Below are 26,860 nucleotides of genomic sequence, written 5' to 3'. Positions count from 1 at the left end.
GAAGTCGACCAAATGGTCGGCTTTTTTTATGGCCGGATTTTAGTGGTCACCCAGCCTGACGCCTTGAGGGTGGACAGCACGCAAAGGATGGATCAACAGACAGGAGTCCACAGTGTTCGAAGAATGGAATGAAGTACTCAAAGCGTATCGAGCCAGTAGGCCCCGCTACTTCCAGGCACTTTTCACCCAGCCGCTCCGACTCGAGAAGCTACCCATCTGGCTTTGCGTCATCCTACTGACAGTCCTGCTTACACAGGCGCCGGACTTTCATGGCCGCCCCGTCCTCCTACTGGGCTTGGCGGTTTGCGTTGCACTGTGCATGACTGCCCTCTGGCTCTCGCGGGAAATCTTCAGTCTGTCTTACTATCAGGACTTGTACCGCCTACATGCCATCGCATCGCAATCCTCATTGAAAAGCAGCTTCACTCTTCGCTATGCGCTCTTTCTGCAACGCCTCCAGGACAGTGGCATGACCGCCACTCAAGCCGCTCGGCTGGCAGAGTTCGCAAAAATCTGCACGCCACCGCCCAAGTCCCTGAACCTGTCCCAAAGCCTGGTACTGATCGCACTTGTAACCTTTCTCGCTCCGCTCTCGATCGAAGTACTCAAGGCAAGCGAATCCTGGAACTCTGGCGCTGGCAAGATTTCTATCCTAGTCCTCGTGTTGCTTATCCTTATCGTCCTGCTCGTCAAGGCACTGCTAAGTGACCACGCTCATTTCAACCAGCGAATCATCAGATACATCGAGTTGGCGAGTCATGACCTCAAGAAATCAACGCCCTGCTTCCGCGACCGTGGATCCTCTGCCGAACTTTGAATGAGAGTAGGCGTCGCCTGGCGACTTCGAGCTCGTTTCACGCCCAGTCTTTTAAGACTTTCCCCATTCCCTGTAGTCCATTTCCCAAACATACTCCTAACCCCTTTCAAGCCATTGCGATGGTCTGGATCGGCCTCTAGTCTCGACCCGTCGCTGCCAAATCAGCGACCGGCTTTGACAGGCCGCTCCAGTAATTAACTCGCACAGTTTTGCCATCTATGGCGGCTGTACGTGGGGCACCTTCGGGTGCGCCGGGTTTCCTTACTGACCGGTCTGTCAACCCACGTACCGCTGCCACCCTCTTGTTTGACAGCAATGGTGACGGCCCTTCAGTAAGGATCACACCATGTTGAAGATTGTCCCCGACCCACCGCTTTCTCCCGAAACAGCCCACTCGCTCGAAGACCTGCTCATCCAGATCTCGGAACGTCTGTTCTGCGCCCTCTCCGTCACCCACCAGAACGCCCTCACCCAGGTCACCAGCACAGCGCGCGGTATGTCCATGGCAACGATGCACGAAATCGAGGCCGCACGCGGGCTGGTGGAACTGGCACTGAGCAAGCTGCAGATCAAGCACTGAACAGGGAGAAAACACGATGAACGACAAGACTACCGGCGTGACCGGATTCGGCTATGGCGATGGCGAGCAACCGCTGTTCCGGGTCGAACCGGGGCAGGACGGAAAGTCAGCCATGGAACAAGCCTCCGCGATCATGGCCTGCGTGAAGCGCATGACTTTGCTCGCAGCCACTGATGGTGAGGCCAACCTTGGCTGGGGTGCGCACTTGATGAGCGATATGGCCAAGGCGGTGATGGATGATGTTGAGCTGGGTCGCCAATGGGGCTCGACTGAATAGCCCTGACCCAACGTCTACCGTCTAAATCGGCTGCGCCCGCTCCCACACGCTCGATAAAGCCCTATGGGAGTGGGCTCGCCCGTCTACGCGTTAATGACTTTCGAGCTGAATTACCGCCTCTAGCCAAGCCTTTGCGACACTCCTGACTGCACAGAAAATCACAGTTAGTGCAATTTACTGTAGAGCCACAGCATTGACTTCACGTTACCGGCCGCACAGGGTAAATAGCTTCTGGTCCCATCGGAACATTCCCCGTGCCACTTATCCATCGCCCCGTCCAACCTGCCGACATCGCCACGCTCTGTAGCTTCCCTCAAAGCGCGGACGAACTCTTCTATATGTTCCCCAAAGCCACTTACCCGCTTACCCCCACACAACTAAGCGAAGCTATTGAGCAGCGCAGCGGTTCGACAGTGATCGAGGCCGATGGCGTGATCGTTGGCTTCGCCAATTTCTACAAAGCCGAACACGGCGGCGTCTGCGCGCTGGGTAATGTGGTGGTGGCGCCGGCTGCGCGGGGTCAGGGGGTGGCACGTTACCTGGTGCAGTGCATGATCGGCCTGGCTCGCGAAGCGTTCGCGGCGCGGGAGGTCTGGGTATCGTGTTTCAATCACAACACCGCAGGGCTGCTGCTTTATCCACAGCTGGGTTTTGTGCCGTTCGGGATCGAGGAGCGGCGGGCGCCGGATGGAAGCCGGGTGGCGCTGGTGCAGATGAAGCAGGTGTTGGGCTGAGGTTGATATGGTTTACCGGTGTGCGGTGTGGCCCGGATTGAGGCTGCGTTGCAGCCATCGCGGGGCCAGCCCGCTCCCACGCTGGCGATGCTTGCAACTCTGCTCACCGTGCGACAGTGCAGTACAAAATACCGGGTGCAAAGAGTCTGGCTGGACTAGCCATCTGCAGTGCGCAAGCGTGCGGCCTGGACATTGGACTGGGCTCGAATGATTTCATCTGCGTCACCTTCGGCCAGTACCTGTGACAGGTATTCCTGAATCGCTGCCTCTGAATCCAGTAGATCCGCAATCTTGAATGACGTCAGTTCACTGGTCATGCTCGACTTCCTCAAAGTGAGTGGGTCATGAGCCTAAACCATCGCCGCGAGAGAAGCCTTACCGCTTGATGTAAGCCTCTTCTTAAGTGCTGAACAGAAAAGCCACGTTACACCCTGCCCACGAATCCCAGCGAACCTTATCCCCTCCCGAGACGTCGGAACCTGCATCCCCTGCTTCGAGGTTCCCCCAACGTGAAAGCCCTCCTCGCCCGCAAGTACCGCCTGGTGGTCAAGACCTTCGGCTACATCGGCTGGTCGCTGTTCTGGCTGCTGATCTGGGACGTGCTGGTCACCATCGACTTCATGCTGTTCTTCAACAGCAAGTTCAGCCTGCCGCTGATCCCGCTCACCCTGCTGGGCTCGGCGCTGGTGGTGCTGGTGAGCTTTCGCAACAGCAGTGCCTACAACCGCTGGTGGGAAGCGCGCACCTTGTGGGGGGCGTTGGTGAACAGTTCACGCAGTTTCGCCAGGCAAGTGCTGACGCTGGTCGACGACCCGGCTGACGGGCCGAACCCGGTGAAGGCGACCTTGCTGCGTCGGCATATCGCCTATGTGAACTGCCTGGCCGCCCATCTCAAGAACGAGAAATGCCCGGATGAGCTGATGGCCTTCATACCGCCCGGCGAGTTCGAGCGGCGCAATCGCTCCAACAATTTCGCCAACGACATCCTCAGCGGTTCGGCGGCGCTGCTGGCCCAGGAATACCAGGCCGGGCGACTGGACAGCATCCGCCTGGCGCGTCTGGAATCGACGCTGGTGGACATGTCCAACGCCCAGGGCGGGATGGAGCGGATCGCCAATACGCCGCTGCCCTACCCTTATGTGTACTTCCCACGGCTGTTCATCACGCTGTTCTGCCTGATAGTGCCGGTGGGGCTGGTGGAATCGCTGGGCTGGTTCACACCGCTGGCTTCGACGGTCGTCGGCTTCATGTTGCTGGCGATCGAACGGATCGGCACGGACCTGCAGAGCCCGTTCCGCATCAGCGAGCATCAGATCCCGATGGACACGATCTGCGAGACCATCGAACGCAACCTGGAGTCGATGCAGCGTGAGGCGCAGTGTGCGGCCCGCGTGCCTTGAGCCCTCGGCCCTGCTTACTCCAGCCGTGCGTACTCCCGACAGCCTTCCCAACCGATCCCGCTCTGGGCCGTGTGCTGCAACAACCACTCCAGCGCCGGCTGGGCCTTGGGCAAGCCGTCACGGAACTGGATAACCCCCTTGCGCCACAAAAGCATCAGCGTCAGCACCCGCTGCGCCGAGGCCTCGGCGCTCAGCGGGCCGTCATCCTGAGCGTCGATGTCCCACAGTGAAACCCGCAGTTGCTGGGTGTCCAGGAATGCTTCGCCATCGGCGCGGCGCTGCCCATAGGGCGGACGGAACAGCGGTACATACTGCTCGGCCAAGTCGGCCTGCACCCGCGCCTGGCTGCGCCGCAGCGAGTCCTGCCAATCCTGCCACTGGGCATGGGAGCGGTATTCCCAGCCCTGGATACCCACGCACTGGCCGGCGTACAGCTCGCCCAGCGGGCCGGCGTCGCGCCGTTGCTGCAGGCGATTGCCAAGCACGAAGAAAATCCCGTCGAGCTTCTGCCGGCGCAGGTAGTCAGCCAGCGCATCGGTGCTACCGCCCTGGGGAGCGGGGCCGCTGACGAAAGTCAGCAGGAACATCCGGTCATTGAGTTCCTCGCCGTTGCGTTCACGATCGGAGAGCTTGGCCACCTCACTGGTGGTCTGCGGAAACAGCGCAGCCTTGCGCAGTTGCTCATCCAGGTAACGGGTATGGAACTGGTGGCTGGGTTCGACCCACTCGGTATAGAACGAGCCGACATCTTCGGCGAACACAGCGGCCTGTGTACGCAAATCGGCCATGGATTCCACCGGGTAGCAGAACGAGGCATCCTGCTCGCAACTGCGCTGCGCCTGCTGATAGCTTGTCCACAGACGCTGCCACAGGCGCGCCCGCACTGCCCGCACCACGGTCAGGTTGATCTGGCGAAGGCCCAGCCGGGCCTTCAGCGCCGGCTCGTCGAGCATCTCGCTTTCGTGCAGCACGCGGGCGAACGACAGGATCTCCGCCCGCGACGCCACGTCGAACAAAGCCGGGCTATTCAACTGCTCCGGCCAGCGCTCACGGTCGAAACTGACGAAGTCGGCCGGGGCCGCCTGCGCGCCAAGGCTCAGGAGCCCGGCTAGCAGGGCAAACGCGATACGCACGATGTGCATTCTCCTAGAAGACTTGGCGCGCACTATAACGCGACAGCCGCCGGTTGCCTGTGGCGATGTTCGCTGACTATCGTCGCCATAGTTTGGCGTTGCGCCAGCAGCCCCGTAGAATTCGCCCGACGATTCCAGGAGCCGACCCGATGCTGACGGTGATTTCCCCCGCCAAGACCCTCGACTACGACACCCCGCCGGTGACCCAACGCCATACCTTGCCCCAGTACCTGGACGATTCCCAGGAGCTGATCGTGCAACTGCGCGAGCTGTCGCCGGCGCAAATCGCCGAGCTAATGCACCTCTCCGACAAGCTCGCCGGCCTCAATGCCGCGCGTTTCGGCAGTTGGACCCCGGATTTCACCCCGGCCAACGCCAAGCAGGCGCTACTGGCGTTCAAGGGCGACGTCTACACCGGGCTCGATGCCGAAAGTCTGGGCGAGGACGATTTCAGCTATGCCCAGGATCACCTGCGCATGCTCTCGGGCCTGTACGGCCTGCTGCGTCCGCTGGACCTGATGCAGCCCTACCGCCTGGAAATGGGCACAAAGCTGGCCAACGGCCGCGGCAAGGACCTGTATGCCTTCTGGGGCACGCGCATCAGCGAGTGGCTGAACCAGGCCCTGGCCGACCAGGGCGACGACGTGCTGCTGAACCTGGCCAGCAACGAGTACTTCAGCGCGGTGAAGAAAAGCGCCCTGAAGGCGCGGGTGATCGACGTCGACTTCAAGGACCTGAAGAACGGCCAGTACAAGATCATCAGTTTCTATGCCAAGAAAGCCCGCGGGATGATGAGCCGCTTCGTGATCCAGGAGCGGGTCAACGACCCCGAGCAGCTCAAGCGCTTCGATGCGCAGGGCTACTACTATAGTGCCGAGCAGTCGAAGCCAGATCACCTGGTGTTCCTGCGCGATCACGCTGAGGGCTGATGGCCCCGGGGGCGCTTTGCGCCCCCATCCCACCCCTGCCCCGCAATAGGGCACGCTTGCGCCTGAAAATCGCCAAATAACAGACGCCAAAAAACCATCCCCATTATCCTTATCGCAAAACGCCATAAGACCGTTCGTAGTTTTTTGACGGATTTTGAAAAAAATTTTCGCATGCTGGCATATAACCATCGCGCTTCGTTTTCACCCTTTATATACGGGGACGAAACTGCGCCGTGCTATCAGATTGAAAGTATTTCCCTCTGAAAAAATATTTAGAAATCTTTCACCGTGGGGCAACCACCTCAGGAACTTCTACTACGCCCAATGGCTCATAGCACCCGTAACGAGTTTCAAGCGCTGAACGTGAGAAATGACTTACAGATGACAAAGGGCCGCCATCCCTAACCGGCCCGAGAACTTCAACGGCGGTACAGGAAGTGCCTGAAGCCATTATCCATGCAGGAGACAAGCGCCCCTAAAATTCGTCCTAGTGGTTGATTTCAAAGGATTTATCCACTTGAAAAAACAAGCACAGCAATTCGCGAACGGCGATTTGCAATAAAGACGGCTGCATTTCAGGGCACGCCTTTTAAATATTGGCCTTTGACTGCCAACTTTGAGTGCAGAACTTTTTGCGCTCCGGATTTATTCATGCCTGCGTTCGGTGAAGTGTCAATTCGCCATGGAACCGTGCGCCCGAAAACTGCTGGTCAATCAACCCGGTCGGCTCTTCGCTGAAGGGCTGGCGTGATAAACACATGAGGTGAATGCGATGCGTATCAGCATCTTTGGTTTGGGTTATGTGGGTGCAGTCTGTGCCGGTTGCCTGTCGGCACGAGGCCATGACGTGATTGGGGTGGACGTGTCCAGCACCAAGATCGACCTGATCAACCAGGGCAAGTCGCCCATCGTCGAACCGGGCTTGGAAGAGTTGCTGCAGCAAGGCATCGCCAATGGCCGTCTGCGCGGCACCACGGACTTCGCCGAAGCCATCCGCGCCAGCGACGTGTCGATGATCTGCGTCGGCACACCGAGCAAGAAGAACGGCGACCTGGGCCTGGAATACATCGAGTCGGTGTGCCGCGAGATCGGCTACGTGCTGCGCGACACTACCCGCCGTCACACCATCGTGGTGCGCAGCACCGTGCTGCCGGGCACCGTCAAGAACGTGGTAATCCCGATCCTCGAAGACTGCTCGGGCAAGAAGGCCGGTGTCGATTTCGGCGTGGCGGTCAACCCCGAGTTCCTGCGCGAAAGCACCGCGATCAACGACTACGACCACCCACCGATGACCGTCATCGGCGAGCTGGACAGCGCCAGCGGCGACGTCCTGCAAGCCCTGTACGAAGAACTCGATGCCCCGGTGATCCGCAAGCCGATCGAAGTGGCCGAGATGATCAAGTACACCTGCAACGTCTGGCACGCGACCAAGGTCACCTTCGCCAACGAGATCGGCAACATCGCCAAGGCTGTCGGCGTGGATGGTCGCGATGTGATGGACGTGGTCTGCCAGGACAAGGTGCTCAACCTGTCGCAGTACTACATGCGCCCAGGCTTCGCCTTCGGCGGCTCGTGCCTGCCCAAAGACGTACGTGCCCTCACGTATCGCGCCTCGAGCCTGGACGTGAAGGCGCCGCTGCTCGACTCGCTGATGCGCAGCAACGAATCCCAGGTGCAGAACGCCTTCGACATCATCGAGAGCCACGACAAGCGCAAAGTCGCCTTGTTGGGTCTGTCGTTCAAGGCCGGTACCGACGACCTGCGCGAAAGCCCGCTGGTGGAGTTGGCCGAGCGCCTGATCGGCAAGGGCTACCAGCTGGACATCTACGACCAGAACGTCGAATACGCCCGGGTGCACGGCGCCAACAAGGAATACATCGAATCGAAGATTCCGCATGTGTCCTCCTTGCTCAACGCCAACTTCGAGCAGGTGGTGAACGACGCCGACATCATCGTGCTGGGCAACCGTGACGAGAAATTCCGAGCCCTGGCCCAACAGGCGCCGGCCGGCAAGCAAGTGATCGACCTGGTCGGTTTCATGAACAAGCCGACCTGCACCACCAGCCGCACCGAAGGCATCTGCTGGTAAACCCGGTCGGGCGGCGCGTCCCTCCCCAGCGCGCCGCCCTTCCCACCCCGAATTCTCGACGGATGCCGAACATGCAAAGGTTCCAGACAGTGCTGTTGCAGTGCGCCGGCTGGCTGCTCTACATGAGCCTGCTCATGCTGATCGCCCTGGCCCTGCCCAGCGATATCTTCGATTCGCAATCGAAGCACTTCATCTTCCTGGTCGGCGCTGTCGGCATCTGGCGCTACTCCATGGGCGCCACCCACTTCATCCGCGGCATGATCTTCCTGTACCTGGTCTACCCGTACCTGCGCCGCAAGGTGCAGAAGCTCGGCCAGGCCGCCGACCCGTCGCATGTGTACCTGATGGTCACCAGCTTCCGCATCGATGCGCTGACCACCGCCCAGGTCTACAGCTCGGTGATCCGCGAGGCGATCGACTGTGGCTTCCCCACCACGGTGGTCTGCTCGCTGGTGGAGAAGTCCGACGAGTTGCTGGTCAAGAGCCTGTGGGCCAAGTACAACCCGCCCGGACACGTCACCCTGGACATCGTGCGCATCGCCGGCACCGGCAAGCGCGACGGCCTGGCCTATGGCTTCCGCGCCATCTCGCGGATGCTCCCGGACGAAAACGCCGTGGTCGCGGTGATCGACGGCGACACCGTGCTGGCCGAAGGCGTGGTGCGCAAGACCGTGCCGTGGTTCAAGCTCTACCCCAACGTCGGTGGCCTGACCACCAACGAGTTCTGCGAAGTGCGCGGCGGCTACATCATGAGCGAGTGGCACAAGCTGCGCTTCGCCCAGCGCCACATCAACATGTGCTCGATGGCCCTGAGCAAGCGCGTGCTGACCATGACCGGGCGCATGTCGATGTTCCGCGCAAGCGTAGTGACCAACCCCGAGTTCATCGCCGACGTCGAGAGCGACTCGCTGATGCACTGGCGCCTAGGCCGCTTCAAGTTCCTCACCGGCGACGACAAGTCGAGCTGGTTCAGCCTGATGCGCCTGGGCTACGACACCTTCTACGTGCCTGACGCGGCGATCAACACGGTGGAGCACCCGCCGGAGAAAAGCTTCGTCAAGGCCAGCCGCAAACTGATGTACCGCTGGTACGGCAACAACCTGCGGCAGAACTCCCGTGCCCTGGGCCTGGGCCTCAAGCGCCTGGGGCTATTCACCAGCATCGTCCTGCTCGACCAGCGCGTGTCGATGTGGACCAGCCTGCTGGGCCTGACCGTGGCGGTGATCGCCAGCTTCAAGTTCGGCCTGCAGTTCCTGCTGGTGTACCTGCTGTGGATCGGCATCACCCGCCTGATCCTCACCATCATGCTGCTGTGCTCGGGCCACAACGTCGGCCCCGCCTACCCGCTGATCCTCTATTACAACCAGATCGTCGGCGCGGTGATGAAGATCTACGTGTTCTTCCGTCTCGACAAGCAGTCCTGGACCCGCCAGCCCACTGCCCTCAAGCGCGACCTCGCAAGTTTTCAACAATGGTTCAACACCTGGTCCTCGCGGACCATGACCTTCTCGGCCGCGAGCGTCTTCGTCGCCGTGCTGTTCATGGTCGTGTGAGCCCCCGGATCGGATAACAGGAACGAATATCGCCATGAATACCGCCGTGAACGTCAACGTCGTGCATGAATCCGAAGCGCAGCGCCAGCATGCCCGGGTGCGCATCCCCGCCAAACTGCGCTACCTGGACGGCAACCGCGAGCCACACGAGGTGAAGGTTGACGACCTGTCCGCCGGGGGCCTGTCCTTCCATGCGCCAAAGCCCCTGGCCGAAGGCGAAGTGCTGCGCGGCCGCCTGCAGTTCGTGGTCGACAACCTCGGCCTGTCGATGGACGTGGAGCTGCTGGTACGTACCAACAGCCGCGACACCGGCCGTACCGGCGCCGAGTTCCAGAACCTGGAGCCGCGCGACATCGCCACCCTGCGCCATATCATCACCAGCCATCTGTCCGGCGAGTTGATCAGCGCCGGCGACGTACTCAGTACCCTGCAGCGCGACAACTTTACCAAGGCGCGCAAGCAGAAGGACGGTGGCTCCGGCCTGACGGCCTTCGGCCGCCTGCGCGCGGTCACCGTCACCGCCGGGGTGTTCGTGGTCGGCCTGGTGGCGTTCGGCTTCGTCGCCAAATCGCTGTATGGCCTGTACTTCGTCAGCCATGCCGAAGCCGGCGTGGTCGCGGTACCCACCACCAATGTCACCATGCCCCGCGATGGCAGCGTGCAGAGCCTGGTGGAAAACGGTGCCAGCGTAGCCAAAGGCGCGCCACTGGCGACATTCAATACCAGCATGCTCGACCTGCTCAAAGGCCACCTGGACGACTCGCAACTGGAGCCGGCCAAGGTCGAGGAGCTGTTCGGCAAGCAACTCTCCGGCACCCTCACCAGCCCGTGTGACTGCGTGGTCTCGCGCCAGCTGGTGGATGACGGCCAGTACGCCAGCAAGGGCCAGCCGGTGTTCGCGCTGATCCCGCGTACCAGCACCCCGACCATCGAGGCGCGCTTCAGCTACCGCCAGTTCGATGAAGTGAAGCCGGGCACCCGGGTCAACTTCCAGATCGCCGGCGAGGATGAAGTACGCAGTGGCCGGATCACCGGCAGCTCGAGCCTGGACACCGACAACCTGGCCTCCGACATCCGCGTGCAGATCAAGCCCGACGGCGGCCTGCCGGCCGAACTCGCCGGCCGCCCGGCCTCGGTCAACAGCGACCGTGGCCCGTCGCTGAACTGGCTGATCGACAAAGCCGTGGCCCGCGGGCTGTAAGAGGATCATGCCGATGACCAGCAGACACCCCGGCTCCCACAGGGACAGCTTGCGCCTGGGGGCATGCGCCCTGGCCGCCGCCATCACCCTGGCCGGCTGCGCAGGCCTGCCCGACCAGCGCCTGGCCAACGAAGCGCTCAAGCGCGGCGACACCGCCACCGCCGAGCGCAATTACAAGGCCCTCGCCGACCTAGGCTACAGCGACGCCCAGGTCGGCCTCGCGGACATCCAGGTCAGCACCCGCGACCCGGCCAAGCTCAAGCAAGCCGAGGCCACCTACCGCGCCGCCGCTGCCACCTCGCCCCGTGCCCAGGCGCGCCTCGGCCGCCTGCTGGTGGCCAAGCCCGATAGCACCCAGGCCGAGCGCGAGGAGGCCGAAACCCTGCTCAAGCTCGCGGCGCAACGAGGTGAGACGAATACCCTGATCCCGCTGGCGATGCTCTACCTGCAACACCCGCAGAGCTTCCCCAAGGTCAACGCCCAGCAGCAGATCGACCAGTGGCGCGCCGCCGGCAACCCTGAAGCCGGCCTGGCCCAGGTGCTGCTGTATCGCACGCAAGGCACCTACGACCAGCACCTGGGCGAGGTGGAAAAGATCTGCAAGGCCGCACTGACCACGACCGATATCTGCTATGTGGAACTGGCCACCATCTATCAGAAACGTGCCCAGCCCGACCAACAGGCCGCCCTGGTGGAGCAGCTCAAGGCCGCCCATGCCCGCGGCGCCGTGCCCGCCACCCGGGTCGACAGCGTCGCCCGCGTGCTGGCCGACCGCAGCCTCGGCCAGACCGACGAGAAGACCGCCAAGGACCTGCTCGAGCAGGTCGCACCGGCCAACCCGGCGTCCTGGGTGAGCCTGGCGCAGCTGCTCTATGACTTCCCCGAACTGGGCGACACCGACCAGCTGATGACCTATATCGACAAAGGCCGCGAGACAGAACAGCCCCGCGCCGAATTGCTGCTGGGCCGGCTCTACTACGAAGGCAAGACTGTGCCCGCCGATGCGCAGAAGGCCCAGGAACACCTGCAGGCTGCCGCCGATGCCGGCGAAGTCAGCGCCGACTACTACCTCGGCCAGTTGTACCGCCGTGGCTACCTGGGCCAGGTCGAGCCGCAAAAGGCCGTGGACCACCTGCTGGCCGCCGCCCGTGGTGGCCAGAACAGCGCCGACTACGCCCTGGCCCAGCTGTTCAGCGAGGGCCACGGCATCCGCCCGGCGCCGACCAATGCCTGGGTGTTCGCGCAGCTCTCCCAGGTCAACCCGACTCCACAGTCGAGCGAACTGCTGCAACAGCTCGACCAGCAGCTCACGCCCGACCAGCGCAACCAGGCCCAGCAACTGCTGGCGCAGGAGACGCAGGCACGCGGCAGCATGGCCCAAGGCGCCAACAGCACACTGGCCATCGAAGCGCTGCAGGACGAGAAAGAAGACGTAGACGCCGAGGATTCGCTATGACGCTCAACCCCTTCGTGAAAGCCGGCATCGGCCTGGGCTTCGCCCTGCTGTGGTCGATGCCGACCCTGGCGGCGGAAACCGCGCAGAAGAACTTCGGCCTCGACGTGAAGATCACCGGCCAGTCCGAGGACGACCGTGACCTGGGCACCCGCTCCGGCGGCGACGTCAACGGCCTGGGCCTGGACCTGCGCCCCTGGGTGTACGGCGAACGCGGCAACTGGAGTGCCTTCGCCATGGGCCAGGCAGTGGCCGCCACCGACATCATCGAAACCGACACCCTGCGCCAGAACGACGACGGCACCACCAGCGACAACGGCGACGACAGCCGCAAGCCGGACAAGAGCTACCTGGCCATGCGCGAATTCTGGGTCGGCTACAGCGGCCTGACCCCCTACCCAGGTGAGCAGCTGCGCTTCGGCCGCCAGCGTCTGCGCAGCGACGATGGCATGTGGCGCGACACCAACATCGAAGCGCTGAACTGGACCTTCGATACCACTCTGCTCAAGGCCGACTTGGGCGTTGCCCAGCGCTTCAGCGAGTACCGCACCGACCTCACCGAACTGGCCCCCGAAGACAAGGACCGCACCCATGTCTACGGCAACGTCGCCACGCAATGGACACCCGGCCACTGGGTTGGCCTGCGCGCCCACCACAGCCATGACGGCGGCAGCCTGAAGAGCCCCGGCGAAACCGTCGATGCCCTCGACAAGACGCGCACCGGCGACCTCACCTGGCTGGGCCTGGAAGCCAACAGCGACGCCTACAACTGGCGCAACGACCACACTGTCAACTACTGGGGCAGCGTCACCTGGCTGACCGGCGATCGCGATACGCTCAGCAGCCAGGTGGTGGGCAACGACCAGATCGCCACCGGCAAGCAAAGCGGTGACGTCAACGCCTGGGCAACCGATCTTGGCATCCGCCTGCGCCTCGATCCGCAGTGGCAGGTCGGTGCAGCCTACGCCCGGGGCAGCGGCGGCGGTGGCAGCAACGGCTCGAACAACTTCGAGCAGACCGGCCTTGAGAGCAACCGCTCCAACTTCACTGGCACCCGCTCGCGCGTACATCGCTTCGGTGAAGCCTTCCGCGGCGAACTGGGCAACCTGCAGGCGGCCACCCTGTTCGCCTCCTGGCAGCTGCGCGACGACTACGACGCCAGCTTCATCTACCACAAGTTCTGGCGTGTCGACGGCAAGCAGAACATCGGGTCCAGCGGCATCAACGCCGTGGTCGACGACGGCGGTATCAACCGTCCGCTGGTGCAGGGCGAGAAAGACCTCGGCCAGGAAATGGACGTGGTCGTGACCAAGTACTTCAAGCAGGGCCTGCTGCCGGCCTCGATCAGCCAGTCGATCGACGAACCGTCGGCTCTGGTGCGCCTGCGCGCCGGTGTGTTCAAGCCGGGAGACGCCTACGGCAAAGAGGCCGACTCGTACATGCACCGCGCCTTCGTCGACGTGATCTGGCGCTACTGAGGCCGGGAGAGGATAGCCATGAACCTGCACCCGAACCTTCGCCACAGCCTGCTCGCCAGCGCCCTGCTGCTGGCCGGCGGCCTTGCCCAGGCCGCCGAGTCCGAGATGGCCAAAGGGCTGCAACAGGCCAAGACCTATACCGTCTCCAGCGCGCCGATCGAGCCGCTGAAGATGGACCCGCCCAAGCTGCCCGACCTGTCCGGCTACACCGCCCAGGCCGTGCAGCAGAAGATCGACCGCCAGCACAAGGGCAAGGTCAGCGTGCGCCGCATGCTCCAGGAGGACACCCTCAAGGAGTTCATCGGCGGCGACAACAAGGGCGCCGAGTGGGTCCGCCGCCAGCACGGCATCCCCCAGGCGATCTTCGTCGATGACGGCCACGTCGACCTGGTGGAGCTGAGCAAGAAAGTGCCCAGCCAGTACCTGCGTGAAACCGCACCTGGCGTGTACCTGGCGCGCCTGCCGATCGTGGTCGGGCGCAAGGGCGTGCTGGAGATCGACGGCAAGGTCAAGGAGCTGCGCCTGTCCGAGGAAGGCGGCTCGTTCATCGTCAACGACGGCAAGCTGTTTGTCAGCGACACCCAGGTCACCGGATGGCGCGAGCAGGCCAATGGCCCGGCGACCTTCCGCAAGCCCGATGAATTCCGCCCGTTCCTGCTCAGCTGGGGCGGCACCGAGACCTATATCGTCAACAGCAAGATGGCTAGCTTCGGCTACGCCAAATCCAAGTCCTATGGCGTGAGCATCTCGCAGTACACGCCGAACATGGCCAAGCAGATGGGCCGCCCGGAACCCACCGGCTGGATCATCGGCTCCGAGTTCAGCGACATGTGGTACGGCTTCTACTGCTATGAGACCAGCGACTTCGTGGTCAAGGACAGCACCTACCGCGACAACATCGTCTACGGCATCGACCCCCACGACCGTTCGCACCGCCTGATCATCGCCGGCAACACCGTGTACGGCACCAAGAAAAAGCACGGGATCATCGTCTCCCGTGAGGTCAACGACAGCTGGATCATCAACAACAAGAGCTACGACAACAAGCTCTCGGGGGTGGTGATCGACCGTAACAGCGTCAACAACCTGATCGCCTACAACGAGATCTACCGCAACCACACCGACGGCATCACCCTGTACGAGAGCGGCGACAACCTGATCTGGGGCAACAAGCTGATCAACAATCGCCGCCACGGCATCCGCGTGCGCAACAGCGTGAACATCCGCCTGTACGAGAACGTCGCCATGGCCAACGGCCTGGTGGGCGTATACGGCCACATCAAGGACCTGTCCGACACCGACCGCGACATTGCCCTCGACCCGTTCGATACCAAAGTGTCGCTGATCGTGGTCGGCGGCGAGCTGGCGGCCAACGGTTCAGGTCCGCTGTCGATCGATTCGCCGCTGTCGGTGGAGCTGTACAAGGTGTCGATGCTGATGCCGCGCAAGGCCAACGGCATCAGCTTCAACGGCGTGCTCGGCGAACGCCAGGACGAAATCCTCGACCTGCTGGTGCGCCAGCAGAAGGCCGTGCTGATCGACCCGGTCGAACGCCAGACCGAAATGATCGACTAAGGAAGCCCAGACCATGACTCCACACCTGATGAAACTGCTGGGCCTGTCCGCCGCCCTCCTGGCCATCAGCCAGGGCGTGCGCGCCGAAGACGTCCAGGCACCGACCTTCAGCGCCGAACCTTGCTGCCAGCTGTGCCCCGAGGCCCACGATGCCAGCCGCTACACCACGCGCTACCAGCAGAACTTCACCACCCTGGTGCAAGCCCAGGGCGACTGGCTGTTCCGTACCCGTGAGGACCTGCGCACCGAGTTCGACACCACCCCGGGTGGCTACAAACGCCTGCAGCAAGTGCACGACGCGTTCAAGAAGCGTGGCGTCGAGCTGGTGGTGGTGTACCAGCCGACCCGTGGCCTGGTGAACCGCAACATGCTCAACCCCGAAGAGAAGGCCGCCTTCGACTACCAGAAGGCCCTGCGCAACTACCAGGCCATGCTCCAGCGCTTCAGCAAAATGGGCTACAACGTGCCCGACCTGTCGCCGCTGACCAACGAGCAACTGGCCGCCGCCGACCAGGGCAAGGACTTCTACTTCCGCGGCGACCAGCACTGGACGCCCTACGGCGCCGAGCGCGCGGCGAAGATCGTGGCCGACACCGTGCACAAGATGCCGGCTTTCGAAGGCATCCCGCGCAAGGAATTCGAGACCAAAAAATCCGGGCGCATGGGCAAGACCGGCACCCTGCACAACGTCGCCGGCCAGCTGTGCGGCACGAGCTATGCGGTGCAGTACATGGACCAGTTCGCCACCGAACCGAAGGGCGCCGCCGGCGGCGACGACCTGTTCGGCGATTCGGGCAACGCGCAGATCACCCTGGTGGGCACCAGCCACAGCGGCAAGAACTACAACTTCTCGGGCTTCCTCGAGCAGTACATCGGCGCCGATGTGCTCAATGTCGCCTTCCCCGGCGGCGGCCTGGAAGGCTCGATGATCCAGTACCTGGGCAGCGAGGAGTTCCAGAACAACCCGCCGAAGATCCTGGTGTGGGAGTTCTCGCCGCTGTACCGCCTCGACCAGGAAACCATCTGGCGGCAGATCCTCGGCCTGCTCGACGACGGCTGTGACGACCGCCCGGCACAGATGAGCGCCAGCGCCACCCTCAAGCCCGGCAAGAACGAGCTGATGGTCAACGGCAAGAACGGCGTGATCAAGGACCTGGTCAACCGCAACCACCAGCTCGACATCAAGTTCGAGGACACCTCGGTGAAGGTGCTGCAGGCCACCCTGTGGTACCTCAACGGCCGCCACGAGGACATCAAGATCGAGAAGCCCGAGACCTCCGACACCGACGGGCGCTTCGTCTTCCAGATGCGCGAGGACGAAGACTGGGCAGGCCAGAACCTGCTCGCCCTGGAGGTCCAAGGGCCAGAAAGCGGTACGCAGAAAGTCGAAGCCAAACTCTGCAAACGCAACAACTTCGCCAGCCCCGCGCAGCACACCGCGCAAGCTGGCCAGTGAGGCGACCATGACCACCATAAGCAGCAAGACCGCACCCGCCCTGCTCGCCCTCGCCCTGTTCGGCGGCGCGGCGCAGGCCGCGCTGGTGCCGCCCCAGGGTTACTACGAGGGCATCGACAAGCTCAAGACCGGCGACGGCAATTTCCGCTGCGAAGCCGCGCCCAAGCCTTATACCGGCGCGCTGCAGTTCCGCAGCAAGTACGAAGGTTCGGACAAGGCCCGGGCGACGCTCAATGTCGCCTCGGAAAAAGCCTTCCGCAAATCCACCGAGGACATCACCACCCTCGAGAAAGGCGTCAGCAAGATGGTCGGCCAGTACATGCGCGATGGCCGCCCGGCGCAACTGGACTGCGCCCTGACCTGGCTCGACACCTGGGCACGCGCCGATGCATTGATGTCCACCGATTACAACCATACCGGCAAATCCATGCGCAAATGGGCCCTGGGCAGCATGAGCGGCTCGTGGCTGCGCCTGAAGTTCTCCAACTCGCAGCCACTGGCGGCGCACCGCGCCGAAGCCGAGCAGATCGAGAAATGGTTCGTGCGCCTGGCGCGCCAGACCGTGCGCGACTGGAGCGACCTGCCGCTGGAGAAGATCAACAACCACAGCTACTGGGCGGCCTGGTCGGTGATGGCCACCGCCGTGGCCACCGACCAGCAAGAGCTGTTCGACTGGGCGGTGAAGGAATACAAGGTCGGCGTCAACCAGGTCGACGAACAGGGCTTCCTGCCCAACGAGGTCAAGCGCAAGCAACGCGCCCTGGCCTACCACAACTACGCCCTGCCGCCGCTGGCGATGATCGCCAGCTTCGCCCAGGCCAACGGCGTGGACCTGCGCAAGGAAAACAACTTCGCCTTGCAACGGCTTGGCGAAGGCGTGCTGGCCGGCGCCCGCGACCCTGTTCATTTCAACACCCGCGCCGGCGTGAAGCAGGACCTCAAGGACCTGAAGATCGACAGCAAGTACGCCTGGCTCGAGCCGTGGTGCGCGCTGTACCAGTGCGTCGGCGACACCCTAGAGCGCAAGCATGATATGCAGCCGTTCAACAGCTTCCGGCTGGGTGGCGATGTGACGCGGGTCTATGACCCAAAAGCCGAAATGAAGCAGTAAGTCGTTGGGAGCGGGCTTGCCCCGCGATGAGGCCCGAATGGGCAATGGTGTTGGCCCTGCTGACGCCATCGCGGGGCAAGTCGCATCGGCGAACCGCCGCTCCCACAGAGGTATAGGTTTCCCCTGCATTTTCGTGGGGGGTTTGGGGGGCGCTGTGCCCCAGGTGCTGTGCATAACTAGGAGAACCGGGATGGTCTTCTCGTCCAACGTGTTCCTGTTCCTGTTCCTGCCGGTTTTCCTCGGCTTGTACTACGTGAGCGGGAATCGCTATCGCAACCTGCTGTTGCTGGTTGCCAGCTACATCTTCTACGCCTGGTGGCGGGTGGACTTCCTCGCCCTGTTCGCCGGGGTCACCCTGTGGAACTACTGGATCGGCCTGAAAGTCGGCGCCGCCGGCGTGCGCACCAAGCCCGCGCAGCGCTGGCTGTTGCTCGGCGTGGGCGTCGACCTGTGCATCCTCGGCTACTTCAAGTACGCCAACTTCGGCGTCGACAGCCTCAATGCGATCATGACCTCGATGGGGCTGGAGCCATTCATCCTCACCCATGTGCTGCTGCCGATCGGCATCTCGTTCTACATCTTCGAGTCGATCAGCTACATCATCGACGTGTACCGCGGCGACACCCCGGCCACGCGCAACCTGATCGACTTCGCGGCCTTCGTGGCGATCTTCCCGCACCTTATCGCCGGCCCCGTGCTGCGCTTCAAGGACCTGGTCGACCAGTTCAACAACCGCACCCATACCCTGGACAAGTTCTCTGAAGGCTGCACCCGCTTCATGCAGGGCTTCATCAAGAAGGTGTTCATCGCCGACACCCTGGCGGTGGTCGCCGACCACTGCTTCGCCCTGCAGAACCCCACCACGGGTGATGCCTGGCTCGGCGCCCTGGCCTACACCGCGCAGCTGTACTTCGACTTCTCCGGCTATAGCGACATGGCCATCGGCCTGGGCCTGATGATGGGCTTCCGCTTCATGGAAAACTTCAAGCAGCCCTACATCAGCCAGTCGATCACCGAGTTCTGGCGGCGCTGGCACATCAGCCTGTCGACCTGGCTGCGCGACTACCTGTACATCACCCTGGGCGGCAACCGCAAAGGCACCTTCAACACCTACCGCAACCTGTTCCTGACCATGCTGCTGGGCGGGCTGTGGCACGGCGCCAACTTCACCTACATCATCTGGGGCGCCTGGCACGGCCTGTGGCTGGCCATCGAGCGCGCGCTGGGGCTGGACACCAACCCGCAGCGGTTCAACCCGGTGAAATGGGCCTTCACCTTCCTGCTGGTGGTGGTCGGCTGGGTAATCTTCCGCGCCGAGAACCTGCACGTGGCCGCCCGCATGTACGGCGCCATGTTCAGCTTCGGCGACTGGCAGCTGTCGGAAATCAACAGCGCCCAGCTAACAGGCCTGCAGGTCGCGACGCTGGTCGTCGCCTACCTCACCCTGGCGTTCTTCGGCCTGCGCGACTTCTACCGCAATGCCGCGCCGAAACAAGCTCCGCGCACCCCGGTGCAGGTCAATGCCGATGGTTCCCTGGGCCTGGACTGGACCCGGGTCATGACCCGCGCCCTGGTCCTGCTGCTGTTCGCCGCCTCGGTACTCAAGCTCTCGGCGCAGAGCTACTCCCCGTTCCTGTACTTCCAGTTCTGAGGCCTGAATCATGAACCGGACACTTCGCATCACCTATTCATTGACGTTCATGGGCCTGCTCGTCGGGCTGGGCGCATGGTCGGTCGGCGGGCTGGAAAGCTTCAACCGCACCGGGCAGATGACCCTGCTCGACGGCAAGCTGGCCAAGGCCGCCGAAACCCACTACGACGAGCAGTTCCCGATCAAGCGCGTCGGCACCAACCTGTGGGCCGCGCTGGACTTCAAGCTGTTCAACGAAGGCCGCCCTGGCGTGGTGTTGGGCCGCGACCAGTGGCTGTTCACCGACGAGGAATTCAACCCCACCGTCGGCGCGCAGCAACAAATGCAGGACAACCTGGCGCTGGTGCGCGGGGTGCGTGACACACTGCAACGCCAGGGCGTGCAACTGGTGCTGGCGATCGTCCCGGCCAAGGCCCGCCTATATTCCGAATACATCGGCAAAGAGACACCGGCCAGCCTGCACGACGACCTGTTCAACCAGTTCCACGCCCAGGCGCGCCAGGCCAATGTGTTCGCCCCTGACCTGCTGGCACCGCTGGAGCAGGCCAAGGCCCGCGGCCAGGTGTTCCTGCGTACCGACACCCATTGGACGCCGATGGGCGCCGAAGTGGTCGCGCAATCGCTGGCCGAAGCCGTCGACCGCCAGCACCTGCTCACCGGCGAGCCACAGGCGTACATCACCGAGGCCGGCGCCAGCGCGCCCTACAAGGGCGACCTGACCAACTTCCTGCCGCTGGATCCGCTGTTCAGCAACCTGCTGCCCAGCCCCGACACCCTGCAACAACGCAAGACCCATCCGGTGCAGGCCGAGGGCGCCGAGGGTGGCGACGCGCTGTTCGACGACAGCCGCATCCCGGTGGCGCTGGTAGGCACCAGCTACAGCGCCAACCCGCACTGGAACTTCCTCGGCGCCCTGCAGCAGGCCCTGCGCAGCGACGTCGCCAACTACGCCGAAGACGGCCACGGGCCGTTGCTGCCGATGCTCAAGTACCTGCAAAGCGACGCTTTCAAAAATGCCCCGCCACAGGTCGTGGTGTGGGAATTCCCTGAACGGTATCTGCCAATGAAGAACGACCTCAGCGCCTTCGATCCGCAGTGGATCGCACAGCTGAAGAACTCCCGCAAATCCGAAGAAAACCTGGCCCTGTCGTCCAACCGGACGGACCACTGAAGATAGAGAGGAACACGCACATGACCACCAAGACTTCCATTGCCAAAGCCCTCACCCTCGCCGCCGGCCTGTCCCTGGCCTCGATGCAGGCCTTCGCTGGCGCCGATGCCGCCCTCTATGGCCCGAGCGCGCCGAAGGGCTCGACCTTCGTGCGCCTGTACAACGCCGCCAGCAGCCCCACCGCCGCCAGCGTCGGCAACACCCAGATCAAGCAGGTCGGCGCCCAGGCCAGCAGCGACTTCAGCTTCCTGCCCGGCGGCGACTACACCGCCCAGGTCGGCGGCAAGAGCGTGCCGGTCAAGCTGGCCGCCGACAAGTACTACACCCTGGTCAACAACAATGGCGGCAACCCGCAGCTGATCGAGGAGCCACCATTCAAGAACAAGCAGAAGGCCCTGGTGCGGGTGCAGAACCTCAGCGACCAGTCGCTGAGCCTGAAGACCGCCGACGGCAAGACCGAGGTGGTCCAGCCAGTGGCGGCCAAGGGCCGTGGCGAACGTGAAATCAACCCGGTCAAGGTCAACCTTGCCCTGTATGCAGGCGACAAGAAAGTCGGCGACGTCAAGCCCGTCGCCCTGGAGCGCGGCGAAGCGGCCGTGCTGTATGTCACCGGTTCCGGCAACAGCCTGTCGCCGGTGTGGGTAACTCGCCCCGTGGCTAGCAACTGATCCCCCTGCCTCTAAACGACTATTGGAGAAACATGATGATCCCGGTAATTCTTTCTGGTGGTAGCGGTTCGCGTCTGTGGCCTCTGTCGCGCAAGCAGTTCCCCAAGCAGTTCCTGGCGCTGACCGGCGAACACACCCTGTTCCAGCAGACCATCGAACGCCTGGTGTTCGATGGCATGGACACCCCGATCGTGGTCTGCAACAAGGACCACAAGTTCATCGTCCAGGAGCAGTTGGCAGCGCTGAAGCTGGAAACCCAGGCCATCCTCATGGAGCCGTTCGGCCGCAACACCGCGCCGGCGGTGGCCATGACCGCGATGAAACTGGTCAACGAAGGCCGTGACGAGCTGATGCTGGTGCTCCCGGCCGACCACGTGATCGAGGACCAGAAGGCCCTGCAGCGCGCCCTGGCACTGGCCACCGTGGCCGCCGAGCGCGGCGAGATGGTGCTGTTCGGGGTGCCGGCGACCAAGCCCGAGACTGGCTACGGCTACATCCGTTCCAGCCAGGATTCGCTGCTGCCCGAGGGCGTGGCGCGGGTCGCCCAGTTCGTCGAGAAACCCGACGAGAAACGCGCCAACGAGTTCGTCCGCGCCGGCGGCTACTTCTGGAACAGCGGCATGTTCCTGTTCCGCGCCAGCCGTTTCCTGGAAGAGCTGAAAAAGCACGATCCGGACATCTACGACACCTGCCTGCTGGCCCTGGAGCGCAGCGACGAAGACGCCGATGTGCTGAGCATCGACGAAGCCACCTTCGCCTGCTGCCCGGACAACTCCATCGACTACGCGGTGATGGAGAAGACCCAGCGCGCCTGCGTGGTGCCGCTGTCGGCCGGCTGGAGCGACGTGGGCTGCTGGTCGTCGCTGTGGGACGTGCACGAGAAGGACGACAACGGCAACGTCACCAAGGGCGACGTGGTGGTGCAGGACAGCCACAACTGCATGATCCACGGCAATGGCAAGCTGGTGTCGGTGATTGGCCTTGAGAACATCGTGGTGGTCGAGACCAAGGACGCCATGATGATCGCCCACAAGGACAAGGTCCAAGGCGTCAAGCAGCTGGTCAACACCCTCGACGCCCAGGGCCGGACCGAGACCCAGAATCACCTCGAGGTCTACCGCCCGTGGGGCTCGTACGACTCGGTGGACATGGGCGGGCGCTTCCAGGTCAAGCACATCACCGTCAAGCCCGGCGCCAGCCTGTCGCTGCAGATGCACCACCACCGCGCCGAGCACTGGATCGTGGTGTCCGGCACCGCCGAGGTGACCTGCGACGAGAACGTGTTCCTGCTGACCGAGAACCAGTCCACCTATATTCCCATCGCCTCGGTGCACCGCCTGCGCAACCCGGGCAAGATCCCGCTGGAGATCATCGAGGTGCAGTCCGGCAGCTACCTGGGCGAGGATGACATCGAGCGCTTCGAGGATGTGTATGGGCGAACTTCCACGCCGGTGGAGCGTGGGGTTTCGGTGAAGACCATCGCGCAGTAAGCCTGGGGCACCTTCGCGGGGCAAGCTCGCTTCCACGCAGTTTTCCGGCGTGGGAGCGGGCTTGCCCCGCGATTGCGTTTTGGAGGCCTGCCCAATTTGCGGCTAGGATGGTCGAACCCCCGCCACCAAGGCCTGCACTCCCATGATCATCGGCGCCCTGCTCATCCTCACCTGGCTGGTCCTGCTGCTGCGCTATCCCGCCAAGGCCTTGCCGATTTCCCTGGCCGCCGTGTGCGGCCTGGGCCTGGTGGCACTAGGCGTGGTCTGGCAGGACACTCGCGAGGCCTCGCAGCTGGCCCGCCTGGACATTCGCCTGAGCTATGCCCCCGACCAGTGCCCCGCCGACCGCGCCCTGCAAGTACGGATGAAGAACGGCAACAAGGTGCCGCTCACCGAGCTGCGCTGGCGCGTGGCCGCCTATGCCCCCGGCGATACCGTGAACCTTGCCGAGAATACCTATGCAGCACCCCGCTACCGTGGTCCCGGCGAATTGCAGCCGGGCGTCGAGTGGAGCGACTGCCTGCCCTTGCCGCCGCTGCGCTCGGGGTATCGGCCGCAGACCCTGGAGTTTCGTGCCGAGCATCTGCAAGGTACATTCGCCAATTGATTCATTGCCTGTACCGGCCCTATCGCTGGCAAGCCAGCTCCCACAGGGGCTTCGGTGATCCCTGTGGGAGCTGGCTTGCCAGCGATAGGGCCGGGCAGGTATTACGACCCTCCCAGACCTAAGGCCTACCCCATGCCCACCGTCCTCATCACCGGTTGTTCCAGCGGCATCGGCCGCGCCCTGGCCGACGCCTTTCGCGATGCCGGCCACGAAGTCTGGGCCACCGCCCGCAAGCCCGACGACGTCGACGCCCTGCTCGCCGCCGGCTTTGCCGCACGGCAACTGGATGTGAATGACGGCGAGGCACTGACCCGCCTTGCCGACGAGCTGGAAGACCGCCACGGCGGCCTCGATATCCTCATCAACAACGCCGGCTACGGTGCCATGGGCCCGCTGCTCGACGGCGGTGTCGAGGCCATGCGCCAACAGTTCGAAACCAACGTCTTCGCCCTGGTCGGCGTAACCCGCGCGCTGTTCCCGCTGCTGCGCCGCTCCCGTGGGCTGGTGGTGAACATCGGCAGCGTCTCGGGCGTGCTGGTCACCCCGTTCGCCGGCGCGTACTGCGCGTCGAAGGCCGCCGTGCACGGTCTCACCGATGCCTTGCGCCTGGAATTGGCGCCGTTCGGTATCCGGGTGATGGAAGTGCAGCCGGGGGCGATCGCCTCGCAGTTCGCCAGCAATGCCCAGCAACAGGCCGAGCAGGTATTGGCGAGCGATTCCCCATGGTGGCCGTTGCGCGAACAGGTACAGGCCCGAGCGCGGGCGTCGCAGGACCGGCCGACCTCGGCGGCGGTGTTTGCCCAACGCCTGCTGGCCGCCACGCGCAAGTCGCCAGTGCCGGCGCTGGTACGTATTGGCAATGGCAGCACGGCGCTGCCGTTGATGGCCCGGGTGCTGCCACAGAGGTTGCTGGATTGGGTACTGCGCAAACGCTTCGGTCTGTTGCGACCGCTCTGACGACACAAGGCATCGTGGGCTTGCCCCGCGATGCCTTTCAAACCTGATCGAACGCCTGCCAGCCGCCGCCCAGCGCCTTGTATAGCCCGACCAACGCCTGCGACACCGCCGCCGAGCTGTCGATCCACTGCTCTTCGCTGGCCAGCAGCGCACCCTGCACCGTCAGCACATTGAGAAAGTCCACCGCCCCTTCCACATACTGGCGCTGCGCGGTCTCCAGGGCGATGCGATTCTGCCGCACCGCCTCGGCCAGATGATCACGGCGCAGTTGGCTGGCGTTGTACAGGCGCAGCACGTCGTCGATCTCGTGCCAGGCACCGAGCACCACCTTGCGGTAGTTCAGCGCCGCCTCCTGCTGCTGCGCCTCGCGCAGCTCCAGGGTGCCCTTGAGCCGCCCGCCCTCGAAGATCGGCAGCGACAGTTGCGGGCCGAAGGCGAACCGGCGCGAATCCCAACCACCGAAATCGGACAGTTGCATGGCCTGGAAACCGACACTCCCGGACAAGCGGATGCTCGGGTAGAAGTCCGCCTTGGCCACGCCGATGCTGGCGGTGGCGGCATGCAGGCGGGCCTCGGCCTGGCGAATGTCCGGCCGGCGCTCGGCCAGTTCCGAAGGCACGCCGATGGCGAAACGCTGCTGCGGCGCGGGCAGCTCGCCGCCTTGCAGCAGCTCACGCTGCAGGCTGCGTGGCGGTTCGGCGGCGAGCAGGCCGAGGGCGTTGATCAGGTCGTCGCGACGGGCTTCCAAGGTCGGCAGGCGCGCCTCGATCGAGGCCACCTGGGCGCTGGCTTGGGCCACGTCGAGGCGGGTGGCTACCCCTTCCGCCTGGCGGCCTTCGGACAACTTCAGGCTGTGGCGGGCAACCTTGAGGTTGTCCTGGGTAATGTCCAGGGTGTGCTGCACGGCACGCAACTGGATGTAGTTGCCGGCGGTTTCCGCAAGCAAGGCCAGCAGCACGCCCCGGCGATCGTTCTCCGCCACCTCGACGCTCGCGTCGGCGGCCTCGACCTGGCGGCGTACACGCCCCCACAGGTCCAGTTCCCAGCCGGCCACCAGGTCGCCTTGCCAGAGGTTGTACGCCGACTTGCCAGACTTGCCGGACGGGTCGTTCAGCCCCTCGGCGCTGTTGCGCGCACGGCTGTACCCGGCGTTCACGTCCACCGCCGGCAGCTCGTCCGCCGCCACGCTGCTGCGCAGGGCGCGGCTTTGCAGCAGGCGGGCACTGGCCATGCGCAGGTCGAGGTTGCGCTGTGTGACCTTCTGGATCAGCGCGCTCAGGCGCGGGTCGTGGAAGCTGTCCCACCAACGCAGTTCCAGCGGTTCGGCCACCGGCTGGCTGGACGCGGCAGCGCCTTGCAGCTCGGCCCAGTCCTTGGGCGCCTCGCTGTCCGGACGGTGGAAGTCCGGGCCGAGGGTGCAGCCGGCCAGCAGCATGGCCAGCAACAGAGGGCTCAGGCGTCTCATCGCGCAGTCACCTCTTTGCCGGCGAGCGTGTCGCCGTGGGTATCGATGGTCGCTTCCACCGACATGCCCACGCGCAGGCGCGCCAACAGCGGCTGGCCGTCATCGAAGACGATCTTCACCGGAATACGCTGCACCACCTTGGTGAAGTTGCCGGTGGCATTGTCCGGTTTCACGGCGGCGAAGGTCACCCCAGTGGCCGGGGCGATGCTCTCGACACGGCCGTGGAGTTGTTCGCCGGAGAAGGTATCGACACTGATACTGACCGGTTGCCCCGGTTGCACATGGGTCAGTTGGGTCTCCTGGAAGTTGCCGACGATATAGGCGCGCTCCAGCGGCACCACCGACAGCAGCCGCGCCCCCGGATTGACGTAGGCGCCGATGCGCAGGGCGCGCTCGCCGACCATGCCGTCGACCGGCGCGGTGATACGGGTGTAGGACAGGTCCAGGCGGGCTTTTTCCAGCCCGGCTTCGGCACGCTTGAGCTGGCCATCGGCGCTGGCCACCTGGGCGCTGAGGATGTCCACCTGCTTGCGCGTGGCCAGCAGCGCCGCCTGGCTGTTGGCCAACCGCGCACGGGCCTGGTCGACGCCGCTGCGCGCCTGCTGGGCATTCTGCACGGTGCCGGCGCCCTGCTCGGCCAGGCGGCTGTAGCGGGTCACCTCGTGGTCGGCGAAGGCCGCCTCGGCCTGGGCTGCCTTTACCGCCGCCTCGGCCTGGGAGATCAACGAGGCCTGGCGCTCGAGCGTGGCGCGGGCATCCAGGCTCTGCGCCCTGGCCACCAACAGTTGCGCCTGGGCGGCGTCGAGCGCGGCCTGGTAGTCGCGCGGATCGATGGTCGCCAGCAACTGGCCGGCACTCACCTGCTGGTTGTCCTCCACCAGCACCTCCTTGATGAAGCCCGCCACCTTGGGCGCCACCACTGTGTAGTCGGCGGTCACATAGGCGTCGTTGGTGCGCTGGCGGTGATCGCTGCCGAACATCCAGGGGCCGACCAGGGCGGCGAGCACGGCCACGGCGAGTGCCGAGCCGATGAAGAGCGTCTTGCGGTTGTTGGTCATCTTTCTA

General features: G+C 63.8%; 24 protein-coding genes. 20 read left to right on the top strand and 4 right to left on the bottom strand.

Going from position 1 to position 26,860, the window contains the following annotated elements; genetic code table 11:
* Positions 1-112: 112 nt before the first annotated feature.
* The 4 genes from R5C80_RS02745 to R5C80_RS02730 all read left to right on the top strand — a co-directional run bounded on the left by R5C80_RS02745 (position 113) and on the right by R5C80_RS02730 (position 2,408).
* A complete protein-coding gene (locus R5C80_RS02745; protein ID WP_023629290.1) occupies positions 113-817 on the top strand; it encodes a hypothetical protein in 705 nt (234 codons plus the stop codon).
* A 346-nt stretch (positions 818-1,163) separates the two neighbouring features.
* Positions 1,164-1,397 carry a hypothetical protein gene (locus tag R5C80_RS02740; RefSeq protein WP_023629291.1) on the top strand — a complete coding sequence of 78 codons (234 nt, stop codon included), beginning with the start codon at positions 1,164-1,166 and terminating at the stop codon, positions 1,395-1,397.
* A 16-nt stretch (positions 1,398-1,413) separates the two neighbouring features.
* Positions 1,414-1,674, top strand: coding sequence for a DUF3077 domain-containing protein (locus tag R5C80_RS02735; RefSeq protein ID WP_319049778.1), 261 nt, complete (start codon positions 1,414-1,416; stop codon positions 1,672-1,674).
* 254 nt (positions 1,675-1,928) lie between these two features.
* Positions 1,929-2,408, top strand: a complete 480-nt coding sequence (locus R5C80_RS02730) for a GNAT family N-acetyltransferase (RefSeq protein WP_263160159.1) — start codon at positions 1,929-1,931, stop codon at positions 2,406-2,408.
* Positions 2,409-2,563: 155 nt separating this feature from the next.
* Here R5C80_RS02730 and R5C80_RS02725 read toward each other — a convergent pair whose 3' ends face one another.
* Entirely contained in the window at positions 2,564-2,725 is a 162-nt protein-coding gene (locus tag R5C80_RS02725) for a transcriptional regulator (RefSeq protein ID WP_319049777.1), read from the bottom strand.
* A 192-nt stretch (positions 2,726-2,917) separates the two neighbouring features.
* Here R5C80_RS02725 and R5C80_RS02720 point away from each other — a divergent pair, with 192 nt between their 5' ends.
* Positions 2,918-3,808: a bestrophin family protein gene (locus R5C80_RS02720; RefSeq protein ID WP_263160158.1), complete on the top strand. Its 891-nt coding sequence runs from the start codon at positions 2,918-2,920 to the stop codon at positions 3,806-3,808.
* Between the two features lie 14 nt (positions 3,809-3,822).
* Here the strand turns inward: R5C80_RS02720 and R5C80_RS02715 are convergent, their stop codons facing one another.
* A complete protein-coding gene (locus tag R5C80_RS02715; RefSeq protein ID WP_319049788.1) occupies positions 3,823-4,941 on the bottom strand; it encodes a polysaccharide deacetylase family protein in 1,119 nt (372 codons plus the stop codon).
* Between the two features lie 149 nt (positions 4,942-5,090).
* Between R5C80_RS02715 and yaaA the strand changes: the two genes are divergently transcribed.
* From yaaA to R5C80_RS02640, 15 genes are all read left to right on the top strand, one after another.
* Positions 5,091-5,870, top strand: a complete 780-nt coding sequence (yaaA, locus tag R5C80_RS02710) for a peroxide stress protein YaaA (protein ID WP_094011730.1) — start codon at positions 5,091-5,093, stop codon at positions 5,868-5,870.
* Positions 5,871-6,642: 772 nt separating this feature from the next.
* Positions 6,643-7,959: a UDP-glucose/GDP-mannose dehydrogenase family protein gene (locus R5C80_RS02705; protein ID WP_319049776.1), complete on the top strand. Its 1,317-nt coding sequence runs from the start codon at positions 6,643-6,645 to the stop codon at positions 7,957-7,959.
* Positions 7,960-8,030: 71 nt separating this feature from the next.
* Complete coding sequence (locus tag R5C80_RS02700) at positions 8,031-9,512, top strand: glycosyltransferase family 2 protein (RefSeq protein ID WP_177182921.1); 1,482 nt, start codon at positions 8,031-8,033, stop codon at positions 9,510-9,512.
* A 34-nt stretch (positions 9,513-9,546) separates the two neighbouring features.
* Positions 9,547-10,713 carry an alginate biosynthesis protein Alg44 gene (locus R5C80_RS02695; protein WP_038706777.1) on the top strand — a complete coding sequence of 389 codons (1,167 nt, stop codon included), beginning with the start codon at positions 9,547-9,549 and terminating at the stop codon, positions 10,711-10,713.
* A 13-nt stretch (positions 10,714-10,726) separates the two neighbouring features.
* On the top strand, positions 10,727-12,169 hold the full coding sequence (algK, locus tag R5C80_RS02690) for an alginate biosynthesis TPR repeat lipoprotein AlgK (protein ID WP_319049775.1): 1,443 nt from the start codon (positions 10,727-10,729) through the stop codon (positions 12,167-12,169).
* Positions 12,166-13,644: an alginate export family protein gene (locus tag R5C80_RS02685; protein ID WP_038706779.1), complete on the top strand. Its 1,479-nt coding sequence runs from the start codon at positions 12,166-12,168 to the stop codon at positions 13,642-13,644. The genes algK and R5C80_RS02685 overlap by 4 nt, the downstream gene beginning before the upstream one ends.
* An 18-nt stretch (positions 13,645-13,662) precedes the next feature.
* Complete coding sequence (gene algG / locus R5C80_RS02680) at positions 13,663-15,219, top strand: mannuronan 5-epimerase AlgG (RefSeq protein ID WP_319049774.1); 1,557 nt, start codon at positions 13,663-13,665, stop codon at positions 15,217-15,219.
* Positions 15,220-15,232: 13 nt separating this feature from the next.
* Entirely contained in the window at positions 15,233-16,675 is a 1,443-nt protein-coding gene (locus R5C80_RS02675; protein WP_023630479.1) for an alginate O-acetyltransferase, read from the top strand.
* 7 nt (positions 16,676-16,682) lie between these two features.
* Positions 16,683-17,786: a mannuronate-specific alginate lyase gene (locus tag R5C80_RS02670; protein ID WP_038706780.1), complete on the top strand. Its 1,104-nt coding sequence runs from the start codon at positions 16,683-16,685 to the stop codon at positions 17,784-17,786.
* Between the two features lie 190 nt (positions 17,787-17,976).
* Positions 17,977-19,437, top strand: coding sequence for an MBOAT family O-acyltransferase (locus R5C80_RS02665; RefSeq protein WP_038706781.1), 1,461 nt, complete (start codon positions 17,977-17,979; stop codon positions 19,435-19,437).
* A 10-nt stretch (positions 19,438-19,447) separates the two neighbouring features.
* Positions 19,448-20,608, top strand: coding sequence for an alginate O-acetyltransferase (locus R5C80_RS02660; protein ID WP_038706782.1), 1,161 nt, complete (start codon positions 19,448-19,450; stop codon positions 20,606-20,608).
* 20 nt (positions 20,609-20,628) lie between these two features.
* Positions 20,629-21,276 (top strand): alginate O-acetyltransferase AlgF, encoded by a 648-nt coding sequence (locus tag R5C80_RS02655; protein ID WP_038706783.1) that lies wholly within the window; start codon positions 20,629-20,631, stop codon positions 21,274-21,276.
* Between the two features lie 35 nt (positions 21,277-21,311).
* Positions 21,312-22,766 carry a mannose-1-phosphate guanylyltransferase/mannose-6-phosphate isomerase gene (locus R5C80_RS02650; protein WP_094011734.1) on the top strand — a complete coding sequence of 485 codons (1,455 nt, stop codon included), beginning with the start codon at positions 21,312-21,314 and terminating at the stop codon, positions 22,764-22,766.
* A gap of 142 nt (positions 22,767-22,908) precedes the next feature.
* Positions 22,909-23,373 carry a hypothetical protein gene (locus R5C80_RS02645; protein WP_023632535.1) on the top strand — a complete coding sequence of 155 codons (465 nt, stop codon included), beginning with the start codon at positions 22,909-22,911 and terminating at the stop codon, positions 23,371-23,373.
* A gap of 132 nt (positions 23,374-23,505) precedes the next feature.
* Entirely contained in the window at positions 23,506-24,330 is an 825-nt protein-coding gene (locus tag R5C80_RS02640) for an SDR family oxidoreductase (protein ID WP_094011735.1), read from the top strand.
* A gap of 37 nt (positions 24,331-24,367) precedes the next feature.
* Here R5C80_RS02640 and R5C80_RS02635 read toward each other — a convergent pair whose 3' ends face one another.
* Together R5C80_RS02635 and R5C80_RS02630 are read right to left on the bottom strand one after the other, a co-directional pair.
* The gene (locus tag R5C80_RS02635) at positions 24,368-25,795 is read right to left on the bottom strand and encodes an efflux transporter outer membrane subunit (RefSeq protein WP_319049773.1); all 1,428 of its coding nucleotides are present in this window, start codon (positions 25,793-25,795) and stop codon (positions 24,368-24,370) included.
* Positions 25,792-26,853, bottom strand: a complete 1,062-nt coding sequence (locus tag R5C80_RS02630) for an HlyD family secretion protein (protein ID WP_319049772.1) — start codon at positions 26,851-26,853, stop codon at positions 25,792-25,794. Before R5C80_RS02630 ends, R5C80_RS02635 begins: the two co-directional genes overlap by 4 nt.
* Between the last annotated feature and the right edge of the window lie 7 nt (positions 26,854-26,860).

This window comes from Pseudomonas sp. On1, assembly GCF_033783325.1.
This window is presented reverse-complemented; position numbering and strand designations above follow the sequence as displayed.

Bases quoted from the DNA above. Each gene is read 5' to 3' on its own strand.
- R5C80_RS02740 (WP_023629291.1), top strand. From the start codon at position 1,164: ATGTTGAAGATTGTCCCCGACCCACCGCTTTCTCCCGAAACAGCCCAC.
- R5C80_RS02735 (WP_319049778.1), top strand. From the start codon at position 1,414: ATGAACGACAAGACTACCGGCGTGACCGGATTCGGCTATGGCGATGGC.
- R5C80_RS02725 (WP_319049777.1), bottom strand. From the start codon at position 2,725: ATGACCAGTGAACTGACGTCATTCAAGATTGCGGATCTACTGGATTCA.
- yaaA (WP_094011730.1), top strand. From the start codon at position 5,091: ATGCTGACGGTGATTTCCCCCGCCAAGACCCTCGACTACGACACCCCG.
- R5C80_RS02705 (WP_319049776.1), top strand. From the start codon at position 6,643: ATGCGTATCAGCATCTTTGGTTTGGGTTATGTGGGTGCAGTCTGTGCC.
- R5C80_RS02700 (WP_177182921.1), top strand. From the start codon at position 8,031: ATGCAAAGGTTCCAGACAGTGCTGTTGCAGTGCGCCGGCTGGCTGCTC.
- R5C80_RS02695 (WP_038706777.1), top strand. From the start codon at position 9,547: ATGAATACCGCCGTGAACGTCAACGTCGTGCATGAATCCGAAGCGCAG.
- algK (WP_319049775.1), top strand. From the start codon at position 10,727: ATGACCAGCAGACACCCCGGCTCCCACAGGGACAGCTTGCGCCTGGGG.
- R5C80_RS02685 (WP_038706779.1), top strand. From the start codon at position 12,166: ATGACGCTCAACCCCTTCGTGAAAGCCGGCATCGGCCTGGGCTTCGCC.
- algG (WP_319049774.1), top strand. From the start codon at position 13,663: ATGAACCTGCACCCGAACCTTCGCCACAGCCTGCTCGCCAGCGCCCTG.
- R5C80_RS02675 (WP_023630479.1), top strand. From the start codon at position 15,233: ATGACTCCACACCTGATGAAACTGCTGGGCCTGTCCGCCGCCCTCCTG.
- R5C80_RS02670 (WP_038706780.1), top strand. From the start codon at position 16,683: ATGACCACCATAAGCAGCAAGACCGCACCCGCCCTGCTCGCCCTCGCC.
- R5C80_RS02665 (WP_038706781.1), top strand. From the start codon at position 17,977: ATGGTCTTCTCGTCCAACGTGTTCCTGTTCCTGTTCCTGCCGGTTTTC.
- R5C80_RS02660 (WP_038706782.1), top strand. From the start codon at position 19,448: ATGAACCGGACACTTCGCATCACCTATTCATTGACGTTCATGGGCCTG.
- R5C80_RS02655 (WP_038706783.1), top strand. From the start codon at position 20,629: ATGACCACCAAGACTTCCATTGCCAAAGCCCTCACCCTCGCCGCCGGC.
- R5C80_RS02650 (WP_094011734.1), top strand. From the start codon at position 21,312: ATGATCCCGGTAATTCTTTCTGGTGGTAGCGGTTCGCGTCTGTGGCCT.
- R5C80_RS02645 (WP_023632535.1), top strand. From the start codon at position 22,909: ATGATCATCGGCGCCCTGCTCATCCTCACCTGGCTGGTCCTGCTGCTG.
- R5C80_RS02640 (WP_094011735.1), top strand. From the start codon at position 23,506: ATGCCCACCGTCCTCATCACCGGTTGTTCCAGCGGCATCGGCCGCGCC.
- R5C80_RS02635 (WP_319049773.1), bottom strand. From the start codon at position 25,795: ATGAGACGCCTGAGCCCTCTGTTGCTGGCCATGCTGCTGGCCGGCTGC.
- R5C80_RS02630 (WP_319049772.1), bottom strand. From the start codon at position 26,853: ATGACCAACAACCGCAAGACGCTCTTCATCGGCTCGGCACTCGCCGTG.